The sequence below is a fragment of the Agarivorans sp. Alg241-V36 genome (assembly GCF_900537085.1).
GTDB lineage: Bacteria > Pseudomonadota > Gammaproteobacteria > Enterobacterales > Celerinatantimonadaceae > Agarivorans.
Map to the genome: position 1 here is coordinate 395622 of NZ_UNRE01000003.1, position 22338 is coordinate 417959.

Here is a 22338-nt window from a genome sequence, read left to right on the forward strand (position 1 = left end):
AGCGCGAGTGAGAGCAACAGACAGGGTGTAAAGGAAGCCATGAAAAAAACAATGTACGAAAAGATCTGGGACGCGCATGTAGTCCACGAACCTAAAGGTAGCGCATCTATCCTTTTTGTTGACCGTCACCTCATGCACGAAGTAACAAGCCCGCAAGCCTTCGAAGGTCTGCGTATGGCTAACCGCCCGGTTCGCAACCCACACAGCATTTTGGCCACTATGGACCACTGTGTTCCAACTAAAGCAGCCGACCGCGCATCTTTGCCTGATCCTATCGGCAAAAAACAAATTGAAGTTATGGCGCAAAACTGTGCCGATAACAGCATTAACTTATACGACATGAACAATGCTAATAACGGTGTAATTCACATCGTTGTGCCAGAGCACGGTTTTGTTCATCCAGGTATGGTGGTTTGTTGTGGTGATAGCCACACGGCTACTCACGGTGCCTTTGGTGCCCTAGCCTTCGGTATTGGTACCTCTGAAGTTGAGCACATCATGGCAACTCAGACCATCCAACAACAACAATCAAAAACAATGTTAGTTAAAGTAGATGGCGAGCTGTCTGAATTTGCTACTGCCAAAGACATTGTATTAGCCATCATCGGTAAAATTGGTACTGCTGGCGGTACTGGTTATGTTATCGAGTTTGCTGGTAGCGCAATTGAAGCCTTAAGCATGGAAGGTCGTATGACCGTATGTAACATGGCAATTGAAGGTGGCGCGCGTGCTGGTCTTATCGCACCTGACCAAAAAACCTTTGATTTCCTAGAAGGCAAAGAGTTTGCTCCTCAAGGTGAACATTGGGATCAAGCGGTTGCATACTGGAAGTCACTCACTACCGACGAAGGTGCTGAGTACGACGCAGTAGTAGAATTAGACGCAGCAGAAATTGCACCACAAGTCACTTGGGGTACTTCACCAGAGCAAGTACTTCCTGTGGATCAACCGATTCCAGATCCTGCTCAAATCGAAGACTCTATTAAATCTTTAGCGGCTAAAAGCGCGCTTAACTACATGGGTTTAGAAGCCGGTAAGAAAATGACCGACTTCCCTGTAGATGTAGTATTTGTAGGCTCATGTACTAACGGTCGTATCGAAGACTTCCGCGCCATTGCCGCTGTGTCTAAAGGTAAAAAAGTAGCGCCAGGCGTACAAGCTATTGCTGTACCAGGTTCTTACCCAGTTAAAGAACAAGCTGAAAAAGAAGGCATTGATAAAGTGCTTATTGAAGCGGGTTGGGAATGGCGTGAACCAGGTTGCTCAATGTGTCTAGCGATGAATGGTGATTACCTTCAGCCTGAACAGCGTTGTGCATCAACTTCAAACCGAAACTTCGAAGGACGACAAGGTAAAGGGGGTCGTACCCACCTTGTATCACCAGCGATGGCAGCTGCTGCAGCCGTTGAAGGTAAGTTCGTCGATTTACGTAATTGGAAATAATGTAAACACGTTGATTAATCAATGTGAGTGAAATTTTTGGAGTTAATTATGCAACCATATAACAAACACAACTCTGTTGCTGCGGTAATGAATCGCAGTAACGTAGATACAGACCAAATCATCGCTAAGCAGTTCTTGAAAAAAGTAGAACGCACCGGTTTCGGCGTTCACCTTTTCCACGATTGGCGCTACCTAGAAGATGGCTCTGAGAACCCAGAGTTTGAATTAAACCGCCCTGAGTTTAAGGGTTCGAAAATCCTAATCGCCGGTGATAACTTTGGTTGTGGTAGCTCGCGTGAGCACGCACCTTGGTCAATTGCTGATTACGGTTTTAATACTATTATTTCAACCAGCTACGCTGACATTTTCTTCAGCAACTGCTTTAAAAATGGCATTTTGCCAATCATCGTTGATGCTGAAACACTACAAGCATTAATGGACGAAGTTGAAGCAGCACCTGGAATTTCAATTACTATCGATTTAGAGAATCAAGTAATTCAAACTCCAGCCGGTAAAGAAGTTGCGTTTGATGTAGACCCATTCCGTAAAGAGACTTTATCTAAAGGCCTTGACGATATTGGCTGGACTTTAAAATTCGAAGACAAGATCACTGAATTTGAAGCCAAACACAAACAACAACTACCTTGGTTGTGGCCAAGCGCATAGTTGCAGCTAGGCGCTACTTAGGTAGCGCCTACTCTTTAGCTAACTTCTTACTGCGAGACATGGTTTATGGAGCAGAACCGCTCAATACAACTCATGGACACTACCCTTCGCGATGGCGAACAAACCCAAGGTGTGTCTTACTTCCCTCAAGAAAAAGTCAGTGTAGGTAAAGCCCTACTCCAATCCTTAAAAGTTGATCGTATCGAAGTCGCCTCTGCACGTGTTTCAGACGGTGAAAAATCTGCGGTACAACAGCTTACCGAATGGGCTAAAGACGCAGGTCACCTTCATCAAATCGAAATTCTTGGTTTTGTTGATCACTGCAAAAGCGTTGATTGGATTGTTGAATCTGGCGCTCAAATTATTAACCTACTGACCAAAGGCAGCTTAAACCACTGTACTAATCAGCTAGGTAAAACCATTGAGCAACACATCGCCGACATCAAACAAACGGTGAGTTATGCTCAGGCCCAAGGCTTAAGTGTAAACGTCTATCTAGAAGACTGGTCAAATGGCTATGCCGACAGCCCTGAATACGTATACCAGTTAGTCGATGCGCTTAAAGATTTAGGCATAGAGCACTTCATGTTACCCGATACCTTAGGGGTTATGGCACCAAAAGAAGTGTTTGATAGCTTAACTGACATGATTGAACGCTTCCCAAATATTAAGTTTAACTTTCATCCACATAACGATTACGGCTTAGCTACCGCTAATAGCATGGCAGCCGCAGAAGCTGGCGTGGCCGCTTTACACTGCACCATGAATTGTTTGGGTGAGCGTGCCGGTAATGCTTCTTTAGCTGAAGTGTCGGTAGTACTAAAAGACAAGTTAGGTTTTAAACTCAATATTGATGAAAAAGAAATTCACAATATTGCCAAACTGGTTGAAAGCTTTTCAGGTAAACGACTAGCCGCTAATACTCCAATAGTTGGCGCAGACGTATTTACTCAAACCGCAGGTATTCACGCTGACGGAGACCACAAAGGCGGTTTATACATTACCGAACTTAGCCCAGAACGCTTTGGTCGTGAACGTAGTTACGCCTTAGGAAAAATGGCTGGTAAAGCTTCAATCATTAAAAACCTTGAAGCCATGGAGATTGAAATATCTCCCGAGAACCAGAAAAAGCTGTTAGATAAAATTGTTAAACTGGGTGACCAAAAGGCCACTATCACGCCAAACGATTTGCCCTTTATCATTGCCGACATCATGGAAAGTAACGACTTCGCGCATATTGAGCTGCTCAACTGCTCAATTACCAGTGGTTTAGATCTCGAGTCTTCAGCCAACATTCGCCTTCGTATCGGCGACAAAGTGTTTAAGAGCTCAGGACACGGTAACGGTGGTTTTGATGCCTTTATGAAGGCGCTTGCTCAGCCTTTAAGTGAATCAGAGCTCACCATGCCAGAGCTTATAGATTACGAGGTTCGAATTCCGCCAGGTGGCCAAGCAAATGCGCTAACCGAGTGTGTGATTCAATGGGCAGATGATGCAAAGCAATTTCATACCCGCGGAGTTAACTCCAACCAGGTATTTGCTGGTATTCAAGCTACCTTGCGTATGCTGAATGTGCGCTTACATCAGCGCCAGCAACACTAGTACAACTTCTTTAATAAACTAAAAAGGCGAGCCATGCTCGCCTTTTATATTTGAATGGTTTAACGAAAACTCACCTTGCTAAAATGTGGGTTATCAACCATGACCTCTAACTGCTGTATGTCATCTAACACCACTAAGAATTGCTGATTAGCATGCTTAAGTAAAATACATTCCTGCTTGAGCTGGTTGCGCTTTGTATTCAACGCGAGACCTTGAATTTGCTGACCACTTACCAACAATACCTTCACTAGGTAGCGGTACATACAGGCTATTTCGATGTAATCATAGTTATCACAAGAAATCATAAGCACTCCGATTAGCTATGCGCAAATAAAACATCATATCCAATGATTCAGCTAACGCCCTAACACGTGCTAATATAGCGCCAGCTGCTGATTTAGTTGCAGCGCACTACCCTAGCCATTGCTTCCTTCGACATAGAGATACCCATGCCATTTTCCAAACTTGGTTTACACGCACCACTGGTGCAAGCCTTAAACGAATTAAACTACCAACAGCCTACGCCGATTCAGGCTAAAGCGATACCGTTGGTATTAAATGGCAAAAATCTGATTGCGGCAGCGCAAACAGGTACCGGTAAAACCGCAAGTTTCGTATTGCCCATTTTGCAAAACATTACTCAACAAACAATTCCACTGCGCGGAAAACGCGTGCGAGCATTGGTGCTAACACCTACACGCGAATTAGCCCAACAAGTTGAACAAAGCATTCAAGACTACGCTAAACACCTTGAAATAAGCTCACTGGCAATGGTGGGTGGAGTAGACTCAGAGCCACAAAAACAGGCCTTAATTTACGGCGTAGATATCTTAGTTGCCACGCCCGGTCGATTGCTAGACATGATGTATCAACGTGCGGTGAATTTTGACCAACTAGATACCTTGGTGCTAGACGAAGCCGACCGAATGTTAGACATGGGCTTTATTGACGACATCACCAAGATTGTGGACCGACTCCCCGAGCAGCGCCAAAGCTTACTGTTCTCCGCTACTCTATCGAAGCAAGTAAAACAACTGGCACAAACCTCTATTGGTGAAGCGCTTGAAATTTCACTGGCTCAAAACAAAGACAGTGCACCTAGAATTGACCAGTGGCTTGTCACCGTGGACAAAGACAAGAAATCGGCCCTGTTAAGCCAAATGATTAAAGACGGCGATTGGCAACAAGCGCTGATTTTCATTCAAACCAAACATGGCTCTGCCAAACTGGTAAGCCAGCTCGAAAAGCGCGGTATCAAAGCCGAGGCTTTTCACAGCGGTCGCAGCCAAGCCTCACGCAATAAGCTTCTAGAAGACTTTAAATCTGGAGATATTAAGTTTGTAGTGGCTACCGGCATCGCCTCTCGTGGTATCGACATTGAAGAGCTAAGCCGAGTGGTCAATTACGACTTACCAGACCAAGCCGACGACTATGTGCATCGAATTGGCAGAACCGGACGAGCTGGTGCTCAAGGTGAAGCAATCTCTTTTGTATCCAAAGATGACTTTAGAAACCTATGCGCGATTGAAAGCCGAATTGGCCACTTAATAGAACGTAAAGTGATAGAAGGTTTTGAGCCAATCAAAGAAGTGCCTGTTTCAATTCTCAACTACAAACCCAAGTCTAAAAAGGGCAATGGACATTACAAAAGCTCGAAAAAAACTAGCAGGTAATTGCTAACAGCCTTCACTGCTAGTGAGGGCTGTTTAGTCAGTTCCAGAAGAAGCTAGTTAACTTTATAGACTAGCTTTTAAGTATCGAGGGTTTTACCTTTGCCCTGCCCGAGTCTTCATAAAAAGGATTTGGTTTTCCCTTTCCTGTCAGTTTCCAGCCTAATAGTTTCACAATCAGTTTAAATTTGGTTTTACGCGGGGATGCTCCCAATAGCGCCTCAGGAAGCGGCTTTAAAGCTTGATGCTCATTTACTGCTCCTAAGTGCTCAACTTGATTTACCAGCTTCTCAACCTGCTCAGCTGGCATAAAGTCTTGATAAACCGTTACTAAAGGGAACTTAAGGCTCACAGTATTAGCGATCGGTGTATTGCAGCACTGACTATACCAGCGATAAATGCCTTTTTGCGTTAAACGTAAACACGCTAACTGCTGTTTTCCTTCTGTTATTTCAACTTTTGCGGGCGCAGCTAAGACTAATTCCGAGCCACCGTATTGATTGAGAGAAGCGCCTTCGCTCGACAAATGGCGAGCAAACTTACGGCAATCCTCGCAATAACATACTAGCTGCTTAACAGCACTTGGGCTGACTTGCTTTATCTGCCCTTTTATTTGCCCACAACGGCATTGTAGTTCGACATCCATGCTTACTCCATTTGACTTAGGGCTGTGTTTTAAAGGGGAGCAGCTTTTTACACTGCTCGGCATATTGTGCGATATGTTGCTGCTCTTCGATGCAAAAGGCGTTTATTGCCGCGGAGAAATTATTACGAGCAACATAGTGAGAAGAATAAGTAGTCACTGGTTCAAATCCCCGATAAAGCTTATGCTCGCCTTGAGTACCGGGGTTAAACCGCTGTATTCCCTTGGCGATAGCAAACTCGATGCCTTGATAAAAACACAACTCAAAATGCAGCATATCTAGCTCCTGCAAACAGCCCCAATAGCGGCCATATAAGTTATCATGATCGAAAAAGAACAAAGCACTAGCCACAATTTTCTGGCCTTTTTCTGCTGTCACCAGCAGCATGTTTTCGCCCATTTGCTTAGCTAGCTGCTGAAAAAAGCTAAGGGACAAATAACCTTTTTGTCCGCGCTTCATATAGGTAGTTTGATAACAAAAGTAGAATGCTTCTAACGCTTGGTCATCAATTTCTTTGCCCATTCTCCAGACAATTTCATCCACACTACTTTTAGCTACTCTACGCTCTTTGTTAGTGGTTTTTCTTTTGCGGGAGGTAAAGCGTGACAGATAATCTTCAAAACTAGTATAGCCTTGGTTATGCCATTCAAACTGCACGCCGTGACGTGTCATCATGCCATTGTCTTGCAGTTGTTCGGCAAAAGTTTGCTCAATAAAATTACAATGCCATGAGCTTAAGTGCTGTTGTTGGCAAATATCTACAACACTATCCGCCAGCTGAGCAACTGCGCTATCAGTAAGGGCCTTACCAAAGTGCTTTTGCCCGGCAATAGGTGTAAAGGGTTGCATGGTAACCAGCTTGGGGTAATACTCTAAACCGTAACGCTGGTAGGCGTCGGCCCAGGCCCAATCAAACACGTACTCACCGTAACTATGTGACTTTAAGTAGCTGGGAAATAATAATTGGTGATCGGGCAACTCAATATGATGTGGCTGCCAGCCAGAGTTATCTCCCACACATGCTTGTTGCTCTAGCGCTCGCAAAAACACCAGGTTGTGAAAGGGAGAGCTTGCATTAAGTTCAAGCTCGCTGTGCGCAATGCTAGAGTGCAACAGGTAATTGCAGTGGTTGGGTAAGGCATTTTTATTGATAGTCACAACATCATTCTTGGCTACATAAATACAACCAAACTATAACAAAGTGAAGCGTAACAATACTACTTATTGAACTCGCTGGCTGCATTTACAAAGTAAGGCCATGACAAGACAACTAGGAATAGCCGTTAAGTAGCTAAATAATCGGTTTTAGTGCAAGGCAATGGTGGCAAAGCTTGCTGGTTGGCTCCCGGCTCTTGCCAATGGTTTAGCCATTCTAAAAATTCTTGCTCGGGTAAGGCCTTAGCATAAAAGTACCCTTGAGCAAGCTCACAGCCCAAACTTAACAACTTATCTTGTTGAGCCTTGCTTTCTACTCCTTCGGCAATAACAGGCAAAGAAAACACCTTTGCCAAGCTAATAATGCCATTAATCATGCGCAAATCTTTCGGGTCATCTAGTACATCACGAACAAAACTTCTATCAATTTTGATCAGTTCAGCAGGCAAGCTTTGCAAATAGCTGAGTGAAGCATAACCAGTTCCAAAGTCATCCAAGGCAAATGTAAAACCTAAGTCTTGGCATTGCGCCATTACTTTAGCGACTTGAGCAAAGTCATCTAAGACTCCCGTTTCAGTAATTTCTAGCTCTAAACACCCAGGTCTTACTGTTGGGTATTGCTTTGAGAGGCACAGCAAACGTTCGGCAAAATTATCTTGCTGGATATGAAAGGCAGAGATGTTGACACTTAACTTGAGCTGCAAACCCTGCTGTTGCCAACGCTCTAGTTGAGCTAAGGCTTGATTGATTACCCACTCACCTAATTCAATAATAAGTGGGTGATCTTCAATCGCCTCTAAAAAACTTATTGGTGAACGTAGTCCTAATGTTGGGTGCTGCCAACGCAGAAGCGCCTCAGCACCAATCACTTGTCCGGTTTTGGTATTCACCTGCGGTTGATAGTAGAGCGCTAACTCTTGATTTAGCAGTGCCGCTTTAAACTCTTCGCGTTGAGCAAATAGAGATTTGATGGTTCGAGCACTTTCCCCATCAAATAGCTCATAACGATTTTTCCCCGCCAGTTTAGCGCGATATAAAGCTTGGTCAGCTTGGCGAATAAGCTGGTCAGGTACTAGATTTTCTTGTCCGCTATCAGGGTAAAAGGTAACACCTATGCTAGCTGAGGTTGCAACCATTACCCCATCAATCAAAGTCTTGTTATTGCAGCATTGTAGGATCCGCTCAACTGTTGATAAACATGCAGCTTGGCCTCTATCACAATTTAAAACAGCTACTAATTCATCACCGCCAAAACGAGCAATGGTATCTTCTGCTCGAATATCCTTCGCCAATTGTTGAGCAATTTGGCGTAACAAACGGTCTCCAGCATCATGCCCTAGGCTGTCGTTAACTTTCTTAAAATCATCCAGATCGATCATCAACACAGCAATGCGAGAACTATTACGGTTGCAACGCGCAACAGCCTGAGTAAGGCGGTCCTCCAAAGAGATCCTGTTGGCTAAGCCGGTGAGCGGATCGTGAGTGGCTTGATAAGCGAGTTGCGATTCGCGTTGGGCACGCAGTTTGGCTTCTTGCTGAGCTTCTGACCAACGCCTAACAGCTAGCCATAACAAAAACACCGGAGACAACAAAACCATAATAATGATTTCATCGAGCTCCCAGCTTTCATGGCTTCTAGAGAAAAAATATAGGTTTTCAAACGCTTCAAAGCGCGCAAATACATAACCCAATATAAGAATTGCGAGCAGAGCTGCGAATAGCTCAGCGAGGATATATTTGTTCGAACGCTTAGTCTTAGTAGTCAAACCCTGTCCCTGGAGTTTCTTCGCTAGTAAATCTGAAATGGTTAAATTTCATTAGCAAGGTTGTATTACCATCATACTTTAAGAAAATTAGTCTATTGCTTTGAGTATTCGCTGACAATAGTTATTGACTAATAACACTAAATAAAATTGATAAAAATTAGAATCTTAGTTGACTATTTTTAGCTGTTTACGCGAATCGCAAGCTCGCCTTTGCTAGATGGCTCAAACTGTTGCCAAAACATTTCCATCATTAGGGGAGTCATTTCATAGGCTTGGTCACTGCGATCCTTGTAGCGTGAATCGGCGCATTCACAACACAGCTCAAAGCTTACATTTAGGGAGTAAATCTCAAACTCAAAACCTTCACTTTGGTCCACTTGGCCATTTCTGTTCGCTCTGTTTGTTGCCGCAAGCCACAATCAAAAATTACCGAGGTACCCAGCTGTAATAAAGACAAAACCGATTATTGTAATAAGCCTTATAACTAAATTTTTCGTGGATAAATCACCTCTCGAACTATGCCCCACTATAAGTAAAAGACAGTGTGAACTAGGCAATACCTTAGCCTAAGATTTAGTTAATTTAAGTCTTTGTTGGTGGCTACAGGCTAAAACGCACTTTTTCGGTAAGTGCGCAGTGGATAAAAAATCTACGTTATAAAAAAGGAGCCGATATTTCGGCTCCTGCAAACTAACGTTAGGCTTAGATACAATCTACGATTTTAATATCTCCTGGTGCCCAACCTATTCCTCTTTCAAATTTCTTACCTTCATCAGTAACGAATTCAACAAATAGAAAGTGGAAGTGCCCGTCTGGAAGATCTGCAGTGGGAATAACTAAGGGATCGCTAAGGTCAAATTCAGCAGTTGCCGTACCAGATTCACTGTTAGCCGATTCGGTATGCTCAATAATGTAATCATTAACCAGACCCCAACCAGCGTCCATATGTCGTAAGCGGAAGGTTAAACCATTACTGTTAACTTCTGCCCCTGAACCAGCATGATAGTTTGCCACCACATCAAGGGGTTGATTTGTACATAACTCTGGTCCCATATATTTACTGTTGTCATCAAACACAACACTCGCTTCTACTAATGCCTCAACATCCAATGAAACGGTGTCTTTTATTTGACCAGCCACTTCAGAGCCGACAGCAGTTGCGGTAATCACAACATTACCCGCAGCAATAGGAGTCACTTGACCACCAGTTGATACAGTTGCAATGCTTACATCAGATGAAGACCACAAAATTGAAGTATCGTCAGGTGTTTCTCCAGGTTCACTAGAAGTAATCTGCGCGGTTAGTTGGTAGTTTTGACCTATGTAAATAGCTTGCTCGTCCCAATCAATGCTAATGCCCGTTGCATAGACAGGGTCAAACTCTCCTGATTTAACTAGCAATGAAGTAGAGACACTTTCAGCCACAGTGGATTGCACAGTGATTGTTGCCTCGCCTAGCTCTAAAGCAGTGACTAAGCCCGTATCATTAACCGACACGAGATCTGGCGCGCTTGACGTGTAAGTCACACCATTTATCGCATTAACCGGTGTAAAGCTTGGTGTGATCTGATAGCTATCACCAGGGCGCAGTTTACGCTCTTCGCGACCTAGGTCGATACCAATAGGTGCTGGCATTTCAGCATCATCGCTAGAAATTCGCTCATTGATAGCAGGAGCATTTAAATAAACGGTCTCACCATTACGCCATGTGACCTGGACTTGTTCGATAGCTGTAGATTTACCTAAACCAAAATGCACAGTATTAAGTAAGCTTTGTGAGAAGTTTTCACCTGAAGAGCCAACACGCCTTGTATGAGACTTACCTGCAACTGACACTTTAACAACTGCCGACATGGGATCTATATTGTGAACCGGACTATAACCAACGTGAACTAAACTATGACTGTCGGCAATCTCAGTTTGGTTTTTGTAGAGGTACCAAATACCGTCTTCACTACCATTAAGTAGGTCAACTTTGCCATCACGAGTGAGTGCAAAGGCTTGTCCCATGTCACCGTGACCGGGGTCTTTTGGATCATGAGCACCATGCATCTGGGTTAACTCAAACTTACCTTCACCGGTGTTAAGCAAAAGGTAGTCGGTAACACGTTCTTTTAAGAAACCATATCGATGAACAAATATATCGTTGTAACCGTTGTTGTTAAAGTCTCCATAAGTTACACCCCAGTGGTTGCCACCAGGAGGAAGGTTCCAATCACTGGTTTCATCAACGAATACACCGCCTTTGTTGACCAGTAAAATGTCTTGTTGATTTCGATTCTGAGGTTCCCATGTAGTATTCACATTTTGAATATTATCCAGTGAGAACGCCACCTGCCAGAATACATCGTCATTTTTAACCCATTCAACATTCCACTTATTATCACCTACGTAGCCGATGTAAATACCGTTTTCTTCTCTACTTTCTGGCCAGCCCATTGCAGCTTCTTGAGCAATAGTTAGGTCTTCGGGAAGCGTGTAGTAATCCTCAACTTTAACCACTTCATGGGCAACTTTGTTCTCGCCCAGCATTATCGGGAAACCACCGTCATATTGACGATAAGTAAGGCGAAGATTTTTAAGCATGAACGAATCATCAACCGTGAGCTGCATAGTTCTTCTGCCCTGATTGCCATCATCGTTTAGGTCAAGTGTTTGTGACGTTGGATTGAAATCTAAAGAACGGTTTGAAAGCTGGTAATGCGGAAGCCCTTTTGATAAGTAGATATCTGCGAAACCATTTCCGGTCACATCTACATCTGCTGCTGCTTGAACTTGCCACGTTTGGCGTACATTTTCAGGTAAAGCAGTATCTGTTACGTCGGTAAAAGTGAAATCACCATTATTTTTCCACAATGTCATTGGTGTGAGGAACAATAAGTCATCTACACCATCGCCATCGTAATCTAAAACTAACACCCTCTCAGTATTGGCTTTTTCGATTCCGGCTACATCGATTCGACTGAAAGTGCCATCTAGATTGTTTTTATAAAATAGATGCTGGGCTCCACTATCACCGTTAATGCCTTCAGCATTAACAAATACTAGGTCAAGGAAACCATTGCCATTCATATCAATAAAGCGAGCACCGCGACCTCGAGCACTTTCGGTGATCCCTACCTCTTGGTATGACTCAGTTAGTGTAGTGTCCTCATTTACGAAAAAGTCAGGGTATGAAGGTGTTGTTCCGTTGCCGCCGCCACGAGTAACAATAACGCCAAGATCACCCGATAGGTTATAGTCACCTGCTGAGGTGCCATGCATGTCGCCCCAAGATAAAGAGCCATCCCAGTCGCCAGTGTTTAAGGTAAACGTTCCGTCTTGGTTATTCCAATAAAGTTGATTGGTTGGGCGCCAATTATGGTTATTGAGAATGAGGTCGTAGTAACCATTGTTATTAATATCGGCAACGGTTGGTCCACCATATTTAGGTAAATCCAATTGGTCTGTTATTCCTACCTGTTCAGCAATATCGACAAATTTGGGCAACAATAGATCAGGGCGTTCACTAAACTCCATTTTATTAATGGTGATATCACCACCACGAGCCATTAACTTAATCGTTTTTTGGCCAACCTCACCAATATCAACTAATGCATTGATGGTATTGATACCTGCATTTGGGATATCAATATTGTCTATTGCAAGTTGATCATCGATATATAGTGATAAGTTGGCAAAATCCGTGTCGATGGCGACTTCGAAGTCAACACGTTGCAATGAATCACCACTTATATTTTTCTCAAGGGAGACAGGCTCAAAAATTCCCACAGTAAAGCTATCGTCTACTGGGGGCTGTGTATCAGCGTCAGAACTCTCACTACCACATCCATATAACGCAGTTAAAGAAGCAGCAAGCAAGCTTAGACAAAGACGCTTGTTAAAGCGTTCAACCGTGTAAGGCATATTAAATCCTTTTTATTCAGAATATTACTGGAACTAAGTTCACCATTAAGCTAATACACTGGTTAATCATCAATCAAATTTGGACAACCAAATGTGAGATTTTGATCTACATTGGTAAACCAATAGTGTGGAGTGAGTCGATATTTGAGCTTAAATTTACTGATGAAAATCCAAATTACTGTAATGATTAATCATTGATGAATACTTACTTCCACCTACATAGCTGTTGTAAAAATAAGTAGGCCAAAACTAGAAACCAAGGCAAGCATCTAATGTTTAAAGGAAAAAACTATTTGTTGCTCATATTTTTGAGTGTGTTCTGTTTGCTTACAACAGGTATGAGTAGCGCGTGCGAAGATGGGCGATTTCATGGAAGCTATGACCCAATATTGAATAGACCAAAAAAGCTACCTGAAGGCGTAAGAGTAATAACGCCGAAGATATTGGACTTGGTTGACCGTGAGTTTAGCTACCAGGTAGTTATAGAATCTGATGGAGTGATTGAAGGCCTAGCAATAAAAATAGCACCCGGTCCAGGTGTGATTGTTAATAAAGAATCATTCGGTGTATTTGAAGATACGATGTCGCACACAGTAACGGCAAAATCTGTAGCCAATGTGATGACAATGACCTCGGTACAGATTCGCGGACGCTACAACGGACAAGAATTTAATGCCTATCGTTTTGTAACGGCTCTACCTAAAAAGTAACTATAGTGGCTAGGAACAGCTCTAGCGTAAGACATACTAGTGAGGGGTAGCAGTTTGACCTCTAACAAAACTTGTAGTTAAGTCTTACTGTTACAAGCAATAGGAAACCGATTTATAGTAGAGCTTATCTCTGATTTACCGAGATAAACTCTACTCAAATGTTACGCGCCTTTGTTTTGGCTAACTAGAGGTTGCTCAACTTCAGAAAGTAAACCTTTCACTAAACTGATACAGCCTATGACCAGAATAACAGCGAAAGGTAGCGCGGCGATGATAGTTATTGACTGCAGCGCCTGCACTGAGTCGGTACCGCCAATCCACAACATCATCATAGCGATAAGCGCAGAGATAACTGCCCAAATAACCTTCTGCATTACAGGTAATTCCAGCTTACCGCCCGCGGTCATGCTATCGACGACGATTGAGCCAGAATCAAGGGTCGTAACAAAGAAAACGATGATCAGTGAAACGGCAATAATGGATAGAATATTGCCCATTGGATAAGCATCAAGCATATAGAACAAACTTAACGAAACGTCTGCAATTCCTTGGTCAGCACCAAGCAGCCCAACTTTATCTATAATTTGTTGGATAGCGATACCGCCAAAGAACGACATCCAAGCTGCGGTTACTACGGTAGGTATGCACAATACACAAATTAGGAACTCGCGCACTGTTCGCCCTTTTGAAATTCGCGCTACGAACATACCAAACATTGGCGCATAAGCTATCCACCAAGCCCAGTAAAACACCGTCCAGCCATGTAGCCAGGTGGTATCATCTCGACCAGAGTTCTGGCTTAAAGGAATAATATTCTTCACATACCCTACTAGGCCTGTCAGCAATGAGTCTAATACAGTGGTGAAGTTAAGCAGGGCAAGAAAACCAAGGAATACAAAAGCAATGATCATGTTGAGGTTGCTCAACAGTTTAACGCCTCCGTCCATACCTCTCACAATGGAAACAATGGCTAGCCCCATGATGGTCAAAATAATAGCCATTTGAAGGAAAAGGCTGTTATCGATACCAAATACATGGCTGATTCCACTTGCCGCTTGAGAACCACCTAAACCAAGTGAAGTGGCAAGGCCAAATAAAACAACCAATACCGCCATCACATCAATAAGGTCACCAATCCTTCCCCATACCTTATCACCTAGCAGCGGGTAGAAAATGGAGCGAATGGAAAGCGGCAGGCCTTTGTTATACACAAAATACGCGAGACACAGGGCTGTCATTCCGTATATCGCCCAAGCATGAAATCCCCAATGGAAAAGGGATGCGCCAAGCGCTAATTCACGCCCTTCTGCTGTAAATGGCTCTACTCCTAAGGGTGTGCCAAACCAGTTTGTATAAAACGCCGTTGGTTCGGCTACTCCCCAAAAGATCAGCCCAATGCCCATACCTGCGGCAAACAGCATGGCGATCCATGAAACGGTGGAATAATCAGTTGTGGCCTTATCACCACCTAGTCGAATTTTCCCTAGAGGGGAAAAAGCGATACCAATTGCAAAAATCAATATGATGTTTGCGCTCCACATGAAAACAAAATCGAATTTGGATAAAGCGGCGGCTTTAACGGTATCAATGGCGGCCTTTGCTTCTGCGGGCGAGAGGATGAGAAGAGCGACAATAAATAGAATAGACAAACCAGCTGAAGCAATGAAAACAGAGTTATGTATATCCATACCCCACTTGCTTATATTGTCTTGGCCGACTTCATAATCAGTTGAATTTATACTGTATTTTTCAGATTTAAAATGCATAAAGAAAAGGCTTACTTATTCAGGTAAACGAATACGAAGACCGACCCCCATTGAGTGGTAATGATTAGATTTTTAACTCTTGGAAATAGTGTTAAAAAAACGAATTTACGTGTGGTTAGTGTTCAGAACGTAAACACTAAATGCAAGCGAGGAGTTTAACATAAACGAGAAACCTATGAGATGACTTAGAACAGTGTTCTTAGCGGATATCGTCCTACTTCAAAGAAGGACTTTGGTCATCAAGTCGCTCAGGTTTTAAATTGGTGCATTGATAACCGGCCAAGAACTAGCTGGCCACCCAAGTAACCGCTTCTTGTTTACTAGGACGTTCGAACTGTTGCCAAAACATCTCCATCATTGCTGGAGTCATTTCATAGGCCTGCTCACCGCGATCCTTGTTACGTGAATAGGCGCGTTCACAACACAACTCAAAGCTTACATCTAGATAATGAATCTCAAACTCAAAGCCTTCAACTTGAGCCCACTTGGCCATTTTTGTTCGCTCTGCTTGTTGCCACAAGCCACAGTCAAAAATCACCGAGGTACCCAGTTTTAGTAAGGACAAAGCCGATTGTTGAAACAAGCTATAAAGGGCGGCTTTTCGAGCATCAAACACTTCACGTTCCATGTGCTCGCCAAATAAAGGGATCATCCATTCATCCATAGTAAAGCGAAATGCCGGTAGCCCAGCCGCTAACTTTTTTGCGTAGGTGGTTTTACCTGAACCAATAAAACCACACAGAAAAATGACTTTAGCCATTACTCTCCTTAAATCTACGCCTTGGGCGCAATAAATTTGTCAAAGCGACTGTCCATGCATGCGCTTATATCGGTGGTAACAAATTTCCCCTGATAATAAAGGCTAAAGATAGTTTGTGGACAAGGGCAATTTTGCGCTTTTTCAACACTATCCAATTTAATAATAGTTAGCGGGATGTTCCGCTTGGCACAACTTTGCTGCAGCGACTGCAAGACATGATACTCGGCAAATGGACAGCGATTGGAATAGTAAACAAGGCAGCCTTGATGAACAGCAGTGGGTTCTGCATTATGCACCGAAGATGCGAAGCGCGGAATTTGCTCGTCTGTAGCAGTGCCTAGTTGATAAGCCAATAGTTGGAAGCCATTAGGCGCTTCATCAACCACTACAAAACCTTGCCTAAGCAGCCACTTAGTATCGCTCATAAAGTGGTATTTTTTTGTGCCAACTACCGCCACTACTCCAAACTTATTACTACTTTTAGCGACTGCAATAGCTTTAACTAACAAGGCTTTGCCATGGCCTTGTTTTTTGTACTTGCCCGAAACCCAAAAGCAACCCAACGCTAAATATTGCGGGGCGACAATGGGTAGCCAAGCTTGCTCCGCTGGCTGGTATTCAATAAATACTTTGGCTCTTTCGTTTAAGCGTTGAAATACTAAACCATGGTCAAATTGCTCACTCATCCAACGTTTTTTGGCTTGGTAGCTGTCGGCACATTTCTTATCGGAGAAACCGCAACAAATGTGTTCACTATCGATGTTGTCATGGCCGAGCTGTATGTATTCCATCTACAAGTAACCTTTGCTGATAGATAACTTAACTTTATCAGCCTATACCAATGCATATTGATGCTCGATAAAAGAGCAACTTAGGTGACGCCTAATTAATAACAAAAACTATTCTAATTAAGGCTCTGATACGCACGATACAGGTCGAAAAGAACCTGAAGTTGTAGACGCTTTATAACCATCGTGTAATGCCACAAACTCTATCCCTAGTGGCCCAACAGTGTTTGACCAATACCCATAAAAAGCAGACCAACCAAATTTGACAAACATGTTCCCGTGTTCAGCAAACAATCCTTCAAGCTCAGCAGATTCAACGGGCCGCCAATTAGTTTTTGAGTCAAATGCTAGAGTATTTAGATCTGCACAATATCGCTCATATTGCGAGATACCCCCGGCCCCATTTTGAGTCATTCTTGCGTAAACACCAGGAGGCCCATAAGACCCATCTTCGGTGTAAGTGTTGTGATAAGACAGACCTGTATTATTCACTGTATTGTCTACTGTATAACCCATGGCAATAATTGCCGTTGTGCTAGGGTTATTTGTGTATAGCTTACCGGATGCATCGGGAGACACTTTGATACAATTTCCCGCAGCTGAAGCTACCCCGCATTCGGTTATGACAGGGGTTACCGTTAAGCTTTCTAATGGGCTAGTTTTACCATTTTGATTAGCACTTATGTCTGTAGAGCCCTGCATCACTGCCGTCGCAGCTCCAGCTACAACAGTAGCAACAGAGGTGTTAGTACTATTCCAAGAAGCAGTTGAGCTTATATCAGCGGTACTGCCATCGGTATAATGCCCCATTGCTGTGAAATCACTATTTCTCGTCACCATGATTGTGCTGGATGTCGAGCTAACTTGAATACTGACTAACTCTGCAGCGGTTACAGTCAAGTTAACATTATTACTATTAATACTACTCAAATTAGCAGTAATGGTAACGGTTCCTTCAAGTACCGCGGTAGCTAAGCCATTTACAATAGTGGCTATGCCAGTATTACTGCTGTTCCAGGCCACCAAGGTGCTTATATCTACAGTACTATTATCAGTATAAGTGCCAATAGCCGTGTACGTTTGGGTATTACCTTTAGCAATACTACTTGTTGCAGGTAAGATTTGTATGCTAACCAATTCTTCAGCAGTTACAGTAAGTGTAGCGGCGCTACTACGCCCGTTTAAGTTGGCGCTAATTGTAGTATTTCCTTCCAACACTGCAGTGGCCAAGCCGCCCACAACCGTTGCCGCACCTGAATTGCTGCTATTCCAAGCGACCAAAGAACTAATATTTCGAGTATTTCCGTCAGTGTAGGTGCCAGTAGCAATATATGTTTGAGTATTGCCCTTTGCCATGCTAGTTGAAGTTGGAGTGACTTGAATGCTAACCAATTCTTCAGCCGTAACAGTTAAACTAGCGTCGCTAGTAAGCCCGTTTAAGCTAGCGCCAATTGTAGCGCTTCCTTCGAGCACCGCCGAGGCTAAGCCATCCACAATAGTTGCTACGGACGTATTGCTGCTACTCCAAGCAACTAAGGAGCTAATATCTTGAGTACTTTTGTCACTATAGGTTCCGGTGGCTAAGTAGGTTTGGGTAGTGCCCTTGGCGATACTATTTACTGCTGGTGTGATTTGAATGCTAGTTAACTCTTCTTCAGTAACTGTTAGCGTTGCACTATCACTTATACCATTTAAACTAGCGCTTATTACACTTAAGCCTTCATAAACTGCAGTCGCTAAACCATTCACAATTGTAGCTACATTAGTCGCACTACTATTCCAGGCGACTAGATTGCTAATATCTGAAGTACTGCCATCTGTATAAGTTCCGGTAGCGATGTAAGCTTGAACGCTGCCTTCAGGGAGTGAGCTTAAAGCCGGAGTAACTTGAATGCCAGTTAGCTCTTCTTCTGTCACTGTTAAGGTGGCGCTGCTACTAACGCCATTTAAACTAGCACTTATAACACTTGTACCTTCGTCAACTGCTGTCGCTAAACCAGTTACAATGGTTGCAACATCAGTCGCACTACTATGCCAGGCGACTAAATTGCTAATATCTAACGTGCTGCCATCTGTATAAGTTCCTGTAGCGATGTAAGCTTGAGCGCTGCCTTCTGGGAGCGAGCTTAAAGCCGGAGTAACTTGAATGCTAGTTAGCTCTTCTTCTGTCACTGTTAAGGTGGCGTTGTTACTCACGCCATTTAAACCAGCACTTATTACACTTGAGCCTTCGTCAACAGCTGTCGCTAAACCATTAACAATCGTTGCAATTTCAGTAGCACTGCTATCCCAAGTGACTAGATTACTAATATCTTGAGTACTGCCATCTGTATAGTATCCAGTAGCGATGTAATTCTGAGTTCCGCCTTCGGGAAGAGAACTTAAAGCGGGAGTGACTTGGATGCTAACCAGCTCTTCAGGCGAGACTGTAAGTTCCGCGCTATTACTAGTTACTCCATTCAAACTAGCAGTAATAACGCTGCCACCTTCAACAATTGAAGTAGCTAAACCATTTTCTATGATTGCTACGCTAGATACACTGCTACTCCACACTGCTACTGAGCTAATGTCTAATGTGCTATTGTCAGCAAAAGTGCCTATTGCTACATACTCTAAGGTCGTTCCGCGAGCTACAACACCTTCGCTAGGAGTCAGCTGAATAGATAAGAGCTCTGCGTTTGTTACTTCTAACTCAGCCACATTACTTTTAATACCGAGTAACTCTGCGCTCAAAGTAGTAATACCAGGAGCTAAAGTTTTAAGTTCCCCCGCGTTAATGCTGACAACACTAGGAGAACCTGTTTCCCAGCTTACTTTATCTGTAATGTTCAAGACACTCTCATCAGTAAAAGTAGCTAGAGCCTGATAGCTATGTTCAATACCTACCGGCAAAATCATTTGGGCAGGAGTAAGTTGAATATCTACAAGAGTGGCAGCAGAAACGCTAATGTTAACAACATTACTTTCTACTCCATTATAGCTAGCAGTAACAATGGATGAGCCTGCTTTTATTGCGTTAGCTTTATTGCCAACTATGCTGACAATATCTTGATCGCTACTGTTTAATACTACATAGTTCGTAAGGTCTCTCGTCGTGCCATCAAACAGTGTGGCCGTAACAACTATGTTTTTACTAAACCCCCTTGGAATAGACCCTGGAGTAGAGTCCCCCTCTTCAACAAGTAACGATATTTGTAGCTTTGTCACATTTAGCTTATCGGCACTGTCAAAAACACAACCACTAAGTGACAGGGCAAAAAACATCACCGCAATATAAAACAAAGGCTTAAACATATTCACAAACTTCATATTAACAAACCTAAATTTATACTAGGTCAAGAAAATAGAACCATCAATAAATGAGAAAAACATTTATTAAACCGCAGTTTATATTGAAATATTAAGAGTTGCGCTTATTGCTAACTACATATTGGCAAGAGAACGTTGGTATTATTCTGAGCACAAAAAAGCCCCGCTAGTTACCCAGCGGGGCTTAATAAACTGAGCTAAAAACTAGCCTAAATCGATAGCTTTAACCAGCTCTGCGATAGCGTCCCAGTTTTGCTCTTTGATTAAGTTAGCAGGAACCATCCAGGTGCCACCACAAGCGAGTACCGCATTAATGCTTAGGTAGTCGTTAATGTTCTTAACTGAGACACCACCAGTTGGCATAAATTTAACGGGGTAAACGGCTGTTAAAGCTTTTAACATGCCTACACCGCCAGAAGGCTCAGCAGGGAAGAACTTCAAAGTATCTAAGCCCATTTCCATAGCTTGCTCAACCAATGAAGGGTTGTTTACACCTGGAATAATTGGCATGTTGCGTTGCTGACAGTAGCGCACTGTGGTTGGGTTAAAACCAGGGCTAACAACAAAATCTACACCTGCATCAATAGCTTGGTCTACTTGCGCGCTGTTTAGCACAGTACCTGCGCCAATTAGCATGTCTGGGTAGGCTTCACGCATGTTCGCAATAGCTTGAGCTGCAGCAGGTGTGCGGAAAGTAATTTCTGCACAAGGTAAGCCGTTATCTACCAATACCTTTGCCAATGGCACTGCGTCATCAGCGTTATCAATAGCGATAACAGGAATTACTTTAAGCGCTTGAAGTTGTTCATTTAAGTTCATGTTTTGTTCCTAGTTCTTATACCGCATCTGCGGTAAATGATAGCTGAATCTTTGGCATATGTGCGGCATCAATTACAGCACCTTTATGCTGAATTACCGTTCCTGCCATTTTATGACCGGTTAATGCGGCTTGTTCGGTATTGGCGCCATGTAAACGGGCTACCAAGTAGCCGGCTGCAAACGAGTCACCCGCGGCATTGGTATCAACCACATTAGCAACCTTTGTAGCTGGTACGCTAATGGCGCCGTCTTCAGTAACAATTAAGCAATCTTTACTGCCGCGCTTAATCACCAGCTCACTAACGCCTAATGCCAATGTACGCTCGATACACTGCTCTATATGAGCATCATCATAAATCTCTTGCTCATCATCGAAAGTGAGCATAGCAGTATGAGTACAGGCTAATACTTTTGCGTATGCATCTATCGCTTGCTGTTTACTTTGCCATAACGCTGGGCGGAAGTTGTTATCAAATACAACTTTTGCACCGTTGTTTTTACACTGAGCTAAAACTTGGAAAAGCTTCTCTTGAGAGGCTTCTGGCAGCACAGCAATGCTAATTCCCGACAAGTAAATTACATCGTAATTTGTCAGTTCTTCAATTAGAGCATCACTAGCACGCTCTAACCAAAATTTAGCTGCCGAATCATTACGCCAATACAAAAAGCTACGCTCGCCAGTCTCGTCTACCTGCACCATATAAATACCAGGTAACTTGTCTTCTAAACGCTGTACCAAGTGAGTATCAATATTGTCGGCATGCCAGGTTGCGATCATTTGCTCGCTTAAGGCATCGCGGCCAAGTGCAGTAACATAGCTAGCTTTGGCATTTTGGCTAATACGCGAAAAATAAACCGCAGTGTTTAGCGTGTCGCCACCAAAGCTTTGACGAAGGCCATTTTCTTGTTGTTGCAGTTCTACCATGCATTCGCCAACAAAGGCGACTTTTAACTCAGTCATGAATGTTTCCTCTTAAGACAAGAAGTCCTCACGCGGTGGTGAGAAACAATCTACTAATACGCTACCTTCTTCAAGCGCAACCGCACCATGCATGAAAGTACGCGGGGCGATATAAGCATCGCCTTTCTTAACTATTCTTTTTTCGCCGTTGATCTCAGCTTCAAAGCTACCCTCTGCCACGTAACCAATTTGGTCGTGAAATTCGTGGGCGTGTGGAGCGCCAATAGCACCCTTTTCAAAACGTACGTGAACAACCATTAACTGATCGGTGTGGCCTACAATTTTGCGGGTAACGCCATCGCCAAGGTCATCCCAAGGGGTTTCTGCTGAATTAAAAAATGCTGACATAATGTTTCTCGTTATGGTTAATTTT

Annotated in this window: 18 protein-coding genes; 5 read left to right on the forward strand and 13 right to left on the reverse strand. The window is 43.3% G+C overall.

The genetic code is table 11. From position 1 onward, the window contains the following. The first annotated feature begins 39 nt into the window (after nt 1–39). From leuC to G6R11_RS09230, 3 genes are all read left to right on the forward strand, one after another. Nucleotides 40–1443, forward strand: coding sequence for a 3-isopropylmalate dehydratase large subunit (gene leuC, locus G6R11_RS09220; protein ID WP_163132785.1), 1404 nt, complete (start codon nt 40–42; stop codon nt 1441–1443). 48 nt (nt 1444–1491) lie between these two features. Then, a complete protein-coding gene (leuD, locus tag G6R11_RS09225) occupies nt 1492–2109 on the forward strand; it encodes a 3-isopropylmalate dehydratase small subunit (RefSeq protein ID WP_163132786.1) in 618 nt (205 codons plus the stop codon). 93 nt (nt 2110–2202) lie between these two features. Further along, nucleotides 2203–3711 (forward strand): alpha-isopropylmalate synthase regulatory domain-containing protein, encoded by a 1509-nt coding sequence (locus G6R11_RS09230; protein WP_240352429.1) that lies wholly within the window; start codon nt 2203–2205, stop codon nt 3709–3711. A gap of 59 nt (nt 3712–3770) precedes the next feature. On the opposite strand, the gene G6R11_RS09235 is transcribed toward G6R11_RS09230, so the two are convergent. After that, complete coding sequence (locus G6R11_RS09235; RefSeq protein ID WP_163132788.1) at nt 3771–4016, reverse strand: Rho-binding antiterminator; 246 nt, start codon at nt 4014–4016, stop codon at nt 3771–3773. Nucleotides 4017–4160: 144 nt separating this feature from the next. Between G6R11_RS09235 and G6R11_RS09240 the strand changes: the two genes are divergently transcribed. Beyond that, nucleotides 4161–5384: a DEAD/DEAH box helicase gene (locus G6R11_RS09240; RefSeq protein WP_163132789.1), complete on the forward strand. Its 1224-nt coding sequence runs from the start codon at nt 4161–4163 to the stop codon at nt 5382–5384. A gap of 70 nt (nt 5385–5454) precedes the next feature. On the opposite strand, the gene G6R11_RS09245 is transcribed toward G6R11_RS09240, so the two are convergent. From G6R11_RS09245 to G6R11_RS09265, 5 genes are all read right to left on the reverse strand, one after another. Next, complete coding sequence (locus tag G6R11_RS09245) at nt 5455–6027, reverse strand: DUF6151 family protein (protein WP_163132790.1); 573 nt, start codon at nt 6025–6027, stop codon at nt 5455–5457. Between the two features lie 16 nt (nt 6028–6043). Then, nucleotides 6044–7183 (reverse strand): GNAT family N-acetyltransferase, encoded by a 1140-nt coding sequence (locus tag G6R11_RS09250; protein ID WP_163132791.1) that lies wholly within the window; start codon nt 7181–7183, stop codon nt 6044–6046. 125 nt (nt 7184–7308) lie between these two features. Next, nucleotides 7309–8946, reverse strand: coding sequence for a bifunctional diguanylate cyclase/phosphodiesterase (locus G6R11_RS09255; RefSeq protein WP_163132792.1), 1638 nt, complete (start codon nt 8944–8946; stop codon nt 7309–7311). Between the two features lie 179 nt (nt 8947–9125). Beyond that, nucleotides 9126–9323 carry a hypothetical protein gene (locus tag G6R11_RS09260; RefSeq protein WP_163132793.1) on the reverse strand — a complete coding sequence of 66 codons (198 nt, stop codon included), beginning with the start codon at nt 9321–9323 and terminating at the stop codon, nt 9126–9128. Between the two features lie 325 nt (nt 9324–9648). After that, a complete protein-coding gene (locus tag G6R11_RS09265) occupies nt 9649–12852 on the reverse strand; it encodes an FG-GAP-like repeat-containing protein (protein ID WP_163132794.1) in 3204 nt (1067 codons plus the stop codon). 272 nt (nt 12853–13124) lie between these two features. Here G6R11_RS09265 and G6R11_RS09270 point away from each other — a divergent pair, with 272 nt between their 5' ends. Continuing rightward, the gene (locus G6R11_RS09270; protein ID WP_163132795.1) at nt 13125–13562 is read left to right on the forward strand and encodes a hypothetical protein; all 438 of its coding nucleotides are present in this window, start codon (nt 13125–13127) and stop codon (nt 13560–13562) included. 161 nt (nt 13563–13723) lie between these two features. On the opposite strand, the gene G6R11_RS09275 is transcribed toward G6R11_RS09270, so the two are convergent. From G6R11_RS09275 to G6R11_RS09305, 7 genes are all read right to left on the reverse strand, one after another. After that, nucleotides 13724–15328 (reverse strand): BCCT family transporter, encoded by a 1605-nt coding sequence (locus tag G6R11_RS09275; protein ID WP_163132796.1) that lies wholly within the window; start codon nt 15326–15328, stop codon nt 13724–13726. A 286-nt stretch (nt 15329–15614) separates the two neighbouring features. Continuing rightward, on the reverse strand, nt 15615–16088 hold the full coding sequence (locus G6R11_RS09280) for an ATP-binding protein (protein WP_163132797.1): 474 nt from the start codon (nt 16086–16088) through the stop codon (nt 15615–15617). Nucleotides 16089–16102: 14 nt separating this feature from the next. Further along, nucleotides 16103–16879 (reverse strand): YoaP domain-containing protein, encoded by a 777-nt coding sequence (locus G6R11_RS09285; RefSeq protein WP_163132798.1) that lies wholly within the window; start codon nt 16877–16879, stop codon nt 16103–16105. A 117-nt stretch (nt 16880–16996) separates the two neighbouring features. After that, nucleotides 16997–20185 (reverse strand): Ig-like domain-containing protein, encoded by a 3189-nt coding sequence (locus tag G6R11_RS09290; RefSeq protein ID WP_163132799.1) that lies wholly within the window; start codon nt 20183–20185, stop codon nt 16997–16999. Between the two features lie 204 nt (nt 20186–20389). Further along, nucleotides 20390–21004 (reverse strand): bifunctional 4-hydroxy-2-oxoglutarate aldolase/2-dehydro-3-deoxy-phosphogluconate aldolase, encoded by a 615-nt coding sequence (locus G6R11_RS09295; protein ID WP_163132800.1) that lies wholly within the window; start codon nt 21002–21004, stop codon nt 20390–20392. Between the two features lie 16 nt (nt 21005–21020). Then, entirely contained in the window at nt 21021–21965 is a 945-nt protein-coding gene (locus G6R11_RS09300; protein ID WP_163132801.1) for a sugar kinase, read from the reverse strand. A 12-nt stretch (nt 21966–21977) separates the two neighbouring features. Next, a complete protein-coding gene (locus tag G6R11_RS09305; protein ID WP_163132802.1) occupies nt 21978–22313 on the reverse strand; it encodes a cupin domain-containing protein in 336 nt (111 codons plus the stop codon). Nucleotides 22314–22338 lie beyond the last annotated feature (25 nt).

Bases quoted from the DNA above. Each gene is read 5' to 3' on its own strand.
- leuC (WP_163132785.1), top strand. From the start codon at position 40: ATGAAAAAAACAATGTACGAAAAGATCTGGGACGCGCATGTAGTCCAC.
- leuD (WP_163132786.1), top strand. From the start codon at position 1,492: ATGCAACCATATAACAAACACAACTCTGTTGCTGCGGTAATGAATCGC.
- G6R11_RS09230 (WP_240352429.1), top strand. From the start codon at position 2,203: ATGGACACTACCCTTCGCGATGGCGAACAAACCCAAGGTGTGTCTTAC.
- G6R11_RS09235 (WP_163132788.1), bottom strand. From the start codon at position 4,016: ATGATTTCTTGTGATAACTATGATTACATCGAAATAGCCTGTATGTAC.
- G6R11_RS09240 (WP_163132789.1), top strand. From the start codon at position 4,161: ATGCCATTTTCCAAACTTGGTTTACACGCACCACTGGTGCAAGCCTTA.
- G6R11_RS09245 (WP_163132790.1), bottom strand. From the start codon at position 6,027: ATGGATGTCGAACTACAATGCCGTTGTGGGCAAATAAAAGGGCAGATA.
- G6R11_RS09265 (WP_163132794.1), bottom strand. From the start codon at position 12,852: ATGCCTTACACGGTTGAACGCTTTAACAAGCGTCTTTGTCTAAGCTTG.
- G6R11_RS09270 (WP_163132795.1), top strand. From the start codon at position 13,125: ATGTTTAAAGGAAAAAACTATTTGTTGCTCATATTTTTGAGTGTGTTC.
- G6R11_RS09275 (WP_163132796.1), bottom strand. From the start codon at position 15,328: ATGCATTTTAAATCTGAAAAATACAGTATAAATTCAACTGATTATGAA.
- G6R11_RS09280 (WP_163132797.1), bottom strand. From the start codon at position 16,088: ATGGCTAAAGTCATTTTTCTGTGTGGTTTTATTGGTTCAGGTAAAACC.
- G6R11_RS09285 (WP_163132798.1), bottom strand. From the start codon at position 16,879: ATGGAATACATACAGCTCGGCCATGACAACATCGATAGTGAACACATT.
- G6R11_RS09290 (WP_163132799.1), bottom strand. From the start codon at position 20,185: ATGAAGTTTGTGAATATGTTTAAGCCTTTGTTTTATATTGCGGTGATG.
- G6R11_RS09295 (WP_163132800.1), bottom strand. From the start codon at position 21,004: ATGAACTTAAATGAACAACTTCAAGCGCTTAAAGTAATTCCTGTTATC.
- G6R11_RS09300 (WP_163132801.1), bottom strand. From the start codon at position 21,965: ATGACTGAGTTAAAAGTCGCCTTTGTTGGCGAATGCATGGTAGAACTG.
- G6R11_RS09305 (WP_163132802.1), bottom strand. From the start codon at position 22,313: ATGTCAGCATTTTTTAATTCAGCAGAAACCCCTTGGGATGACCTTGGC.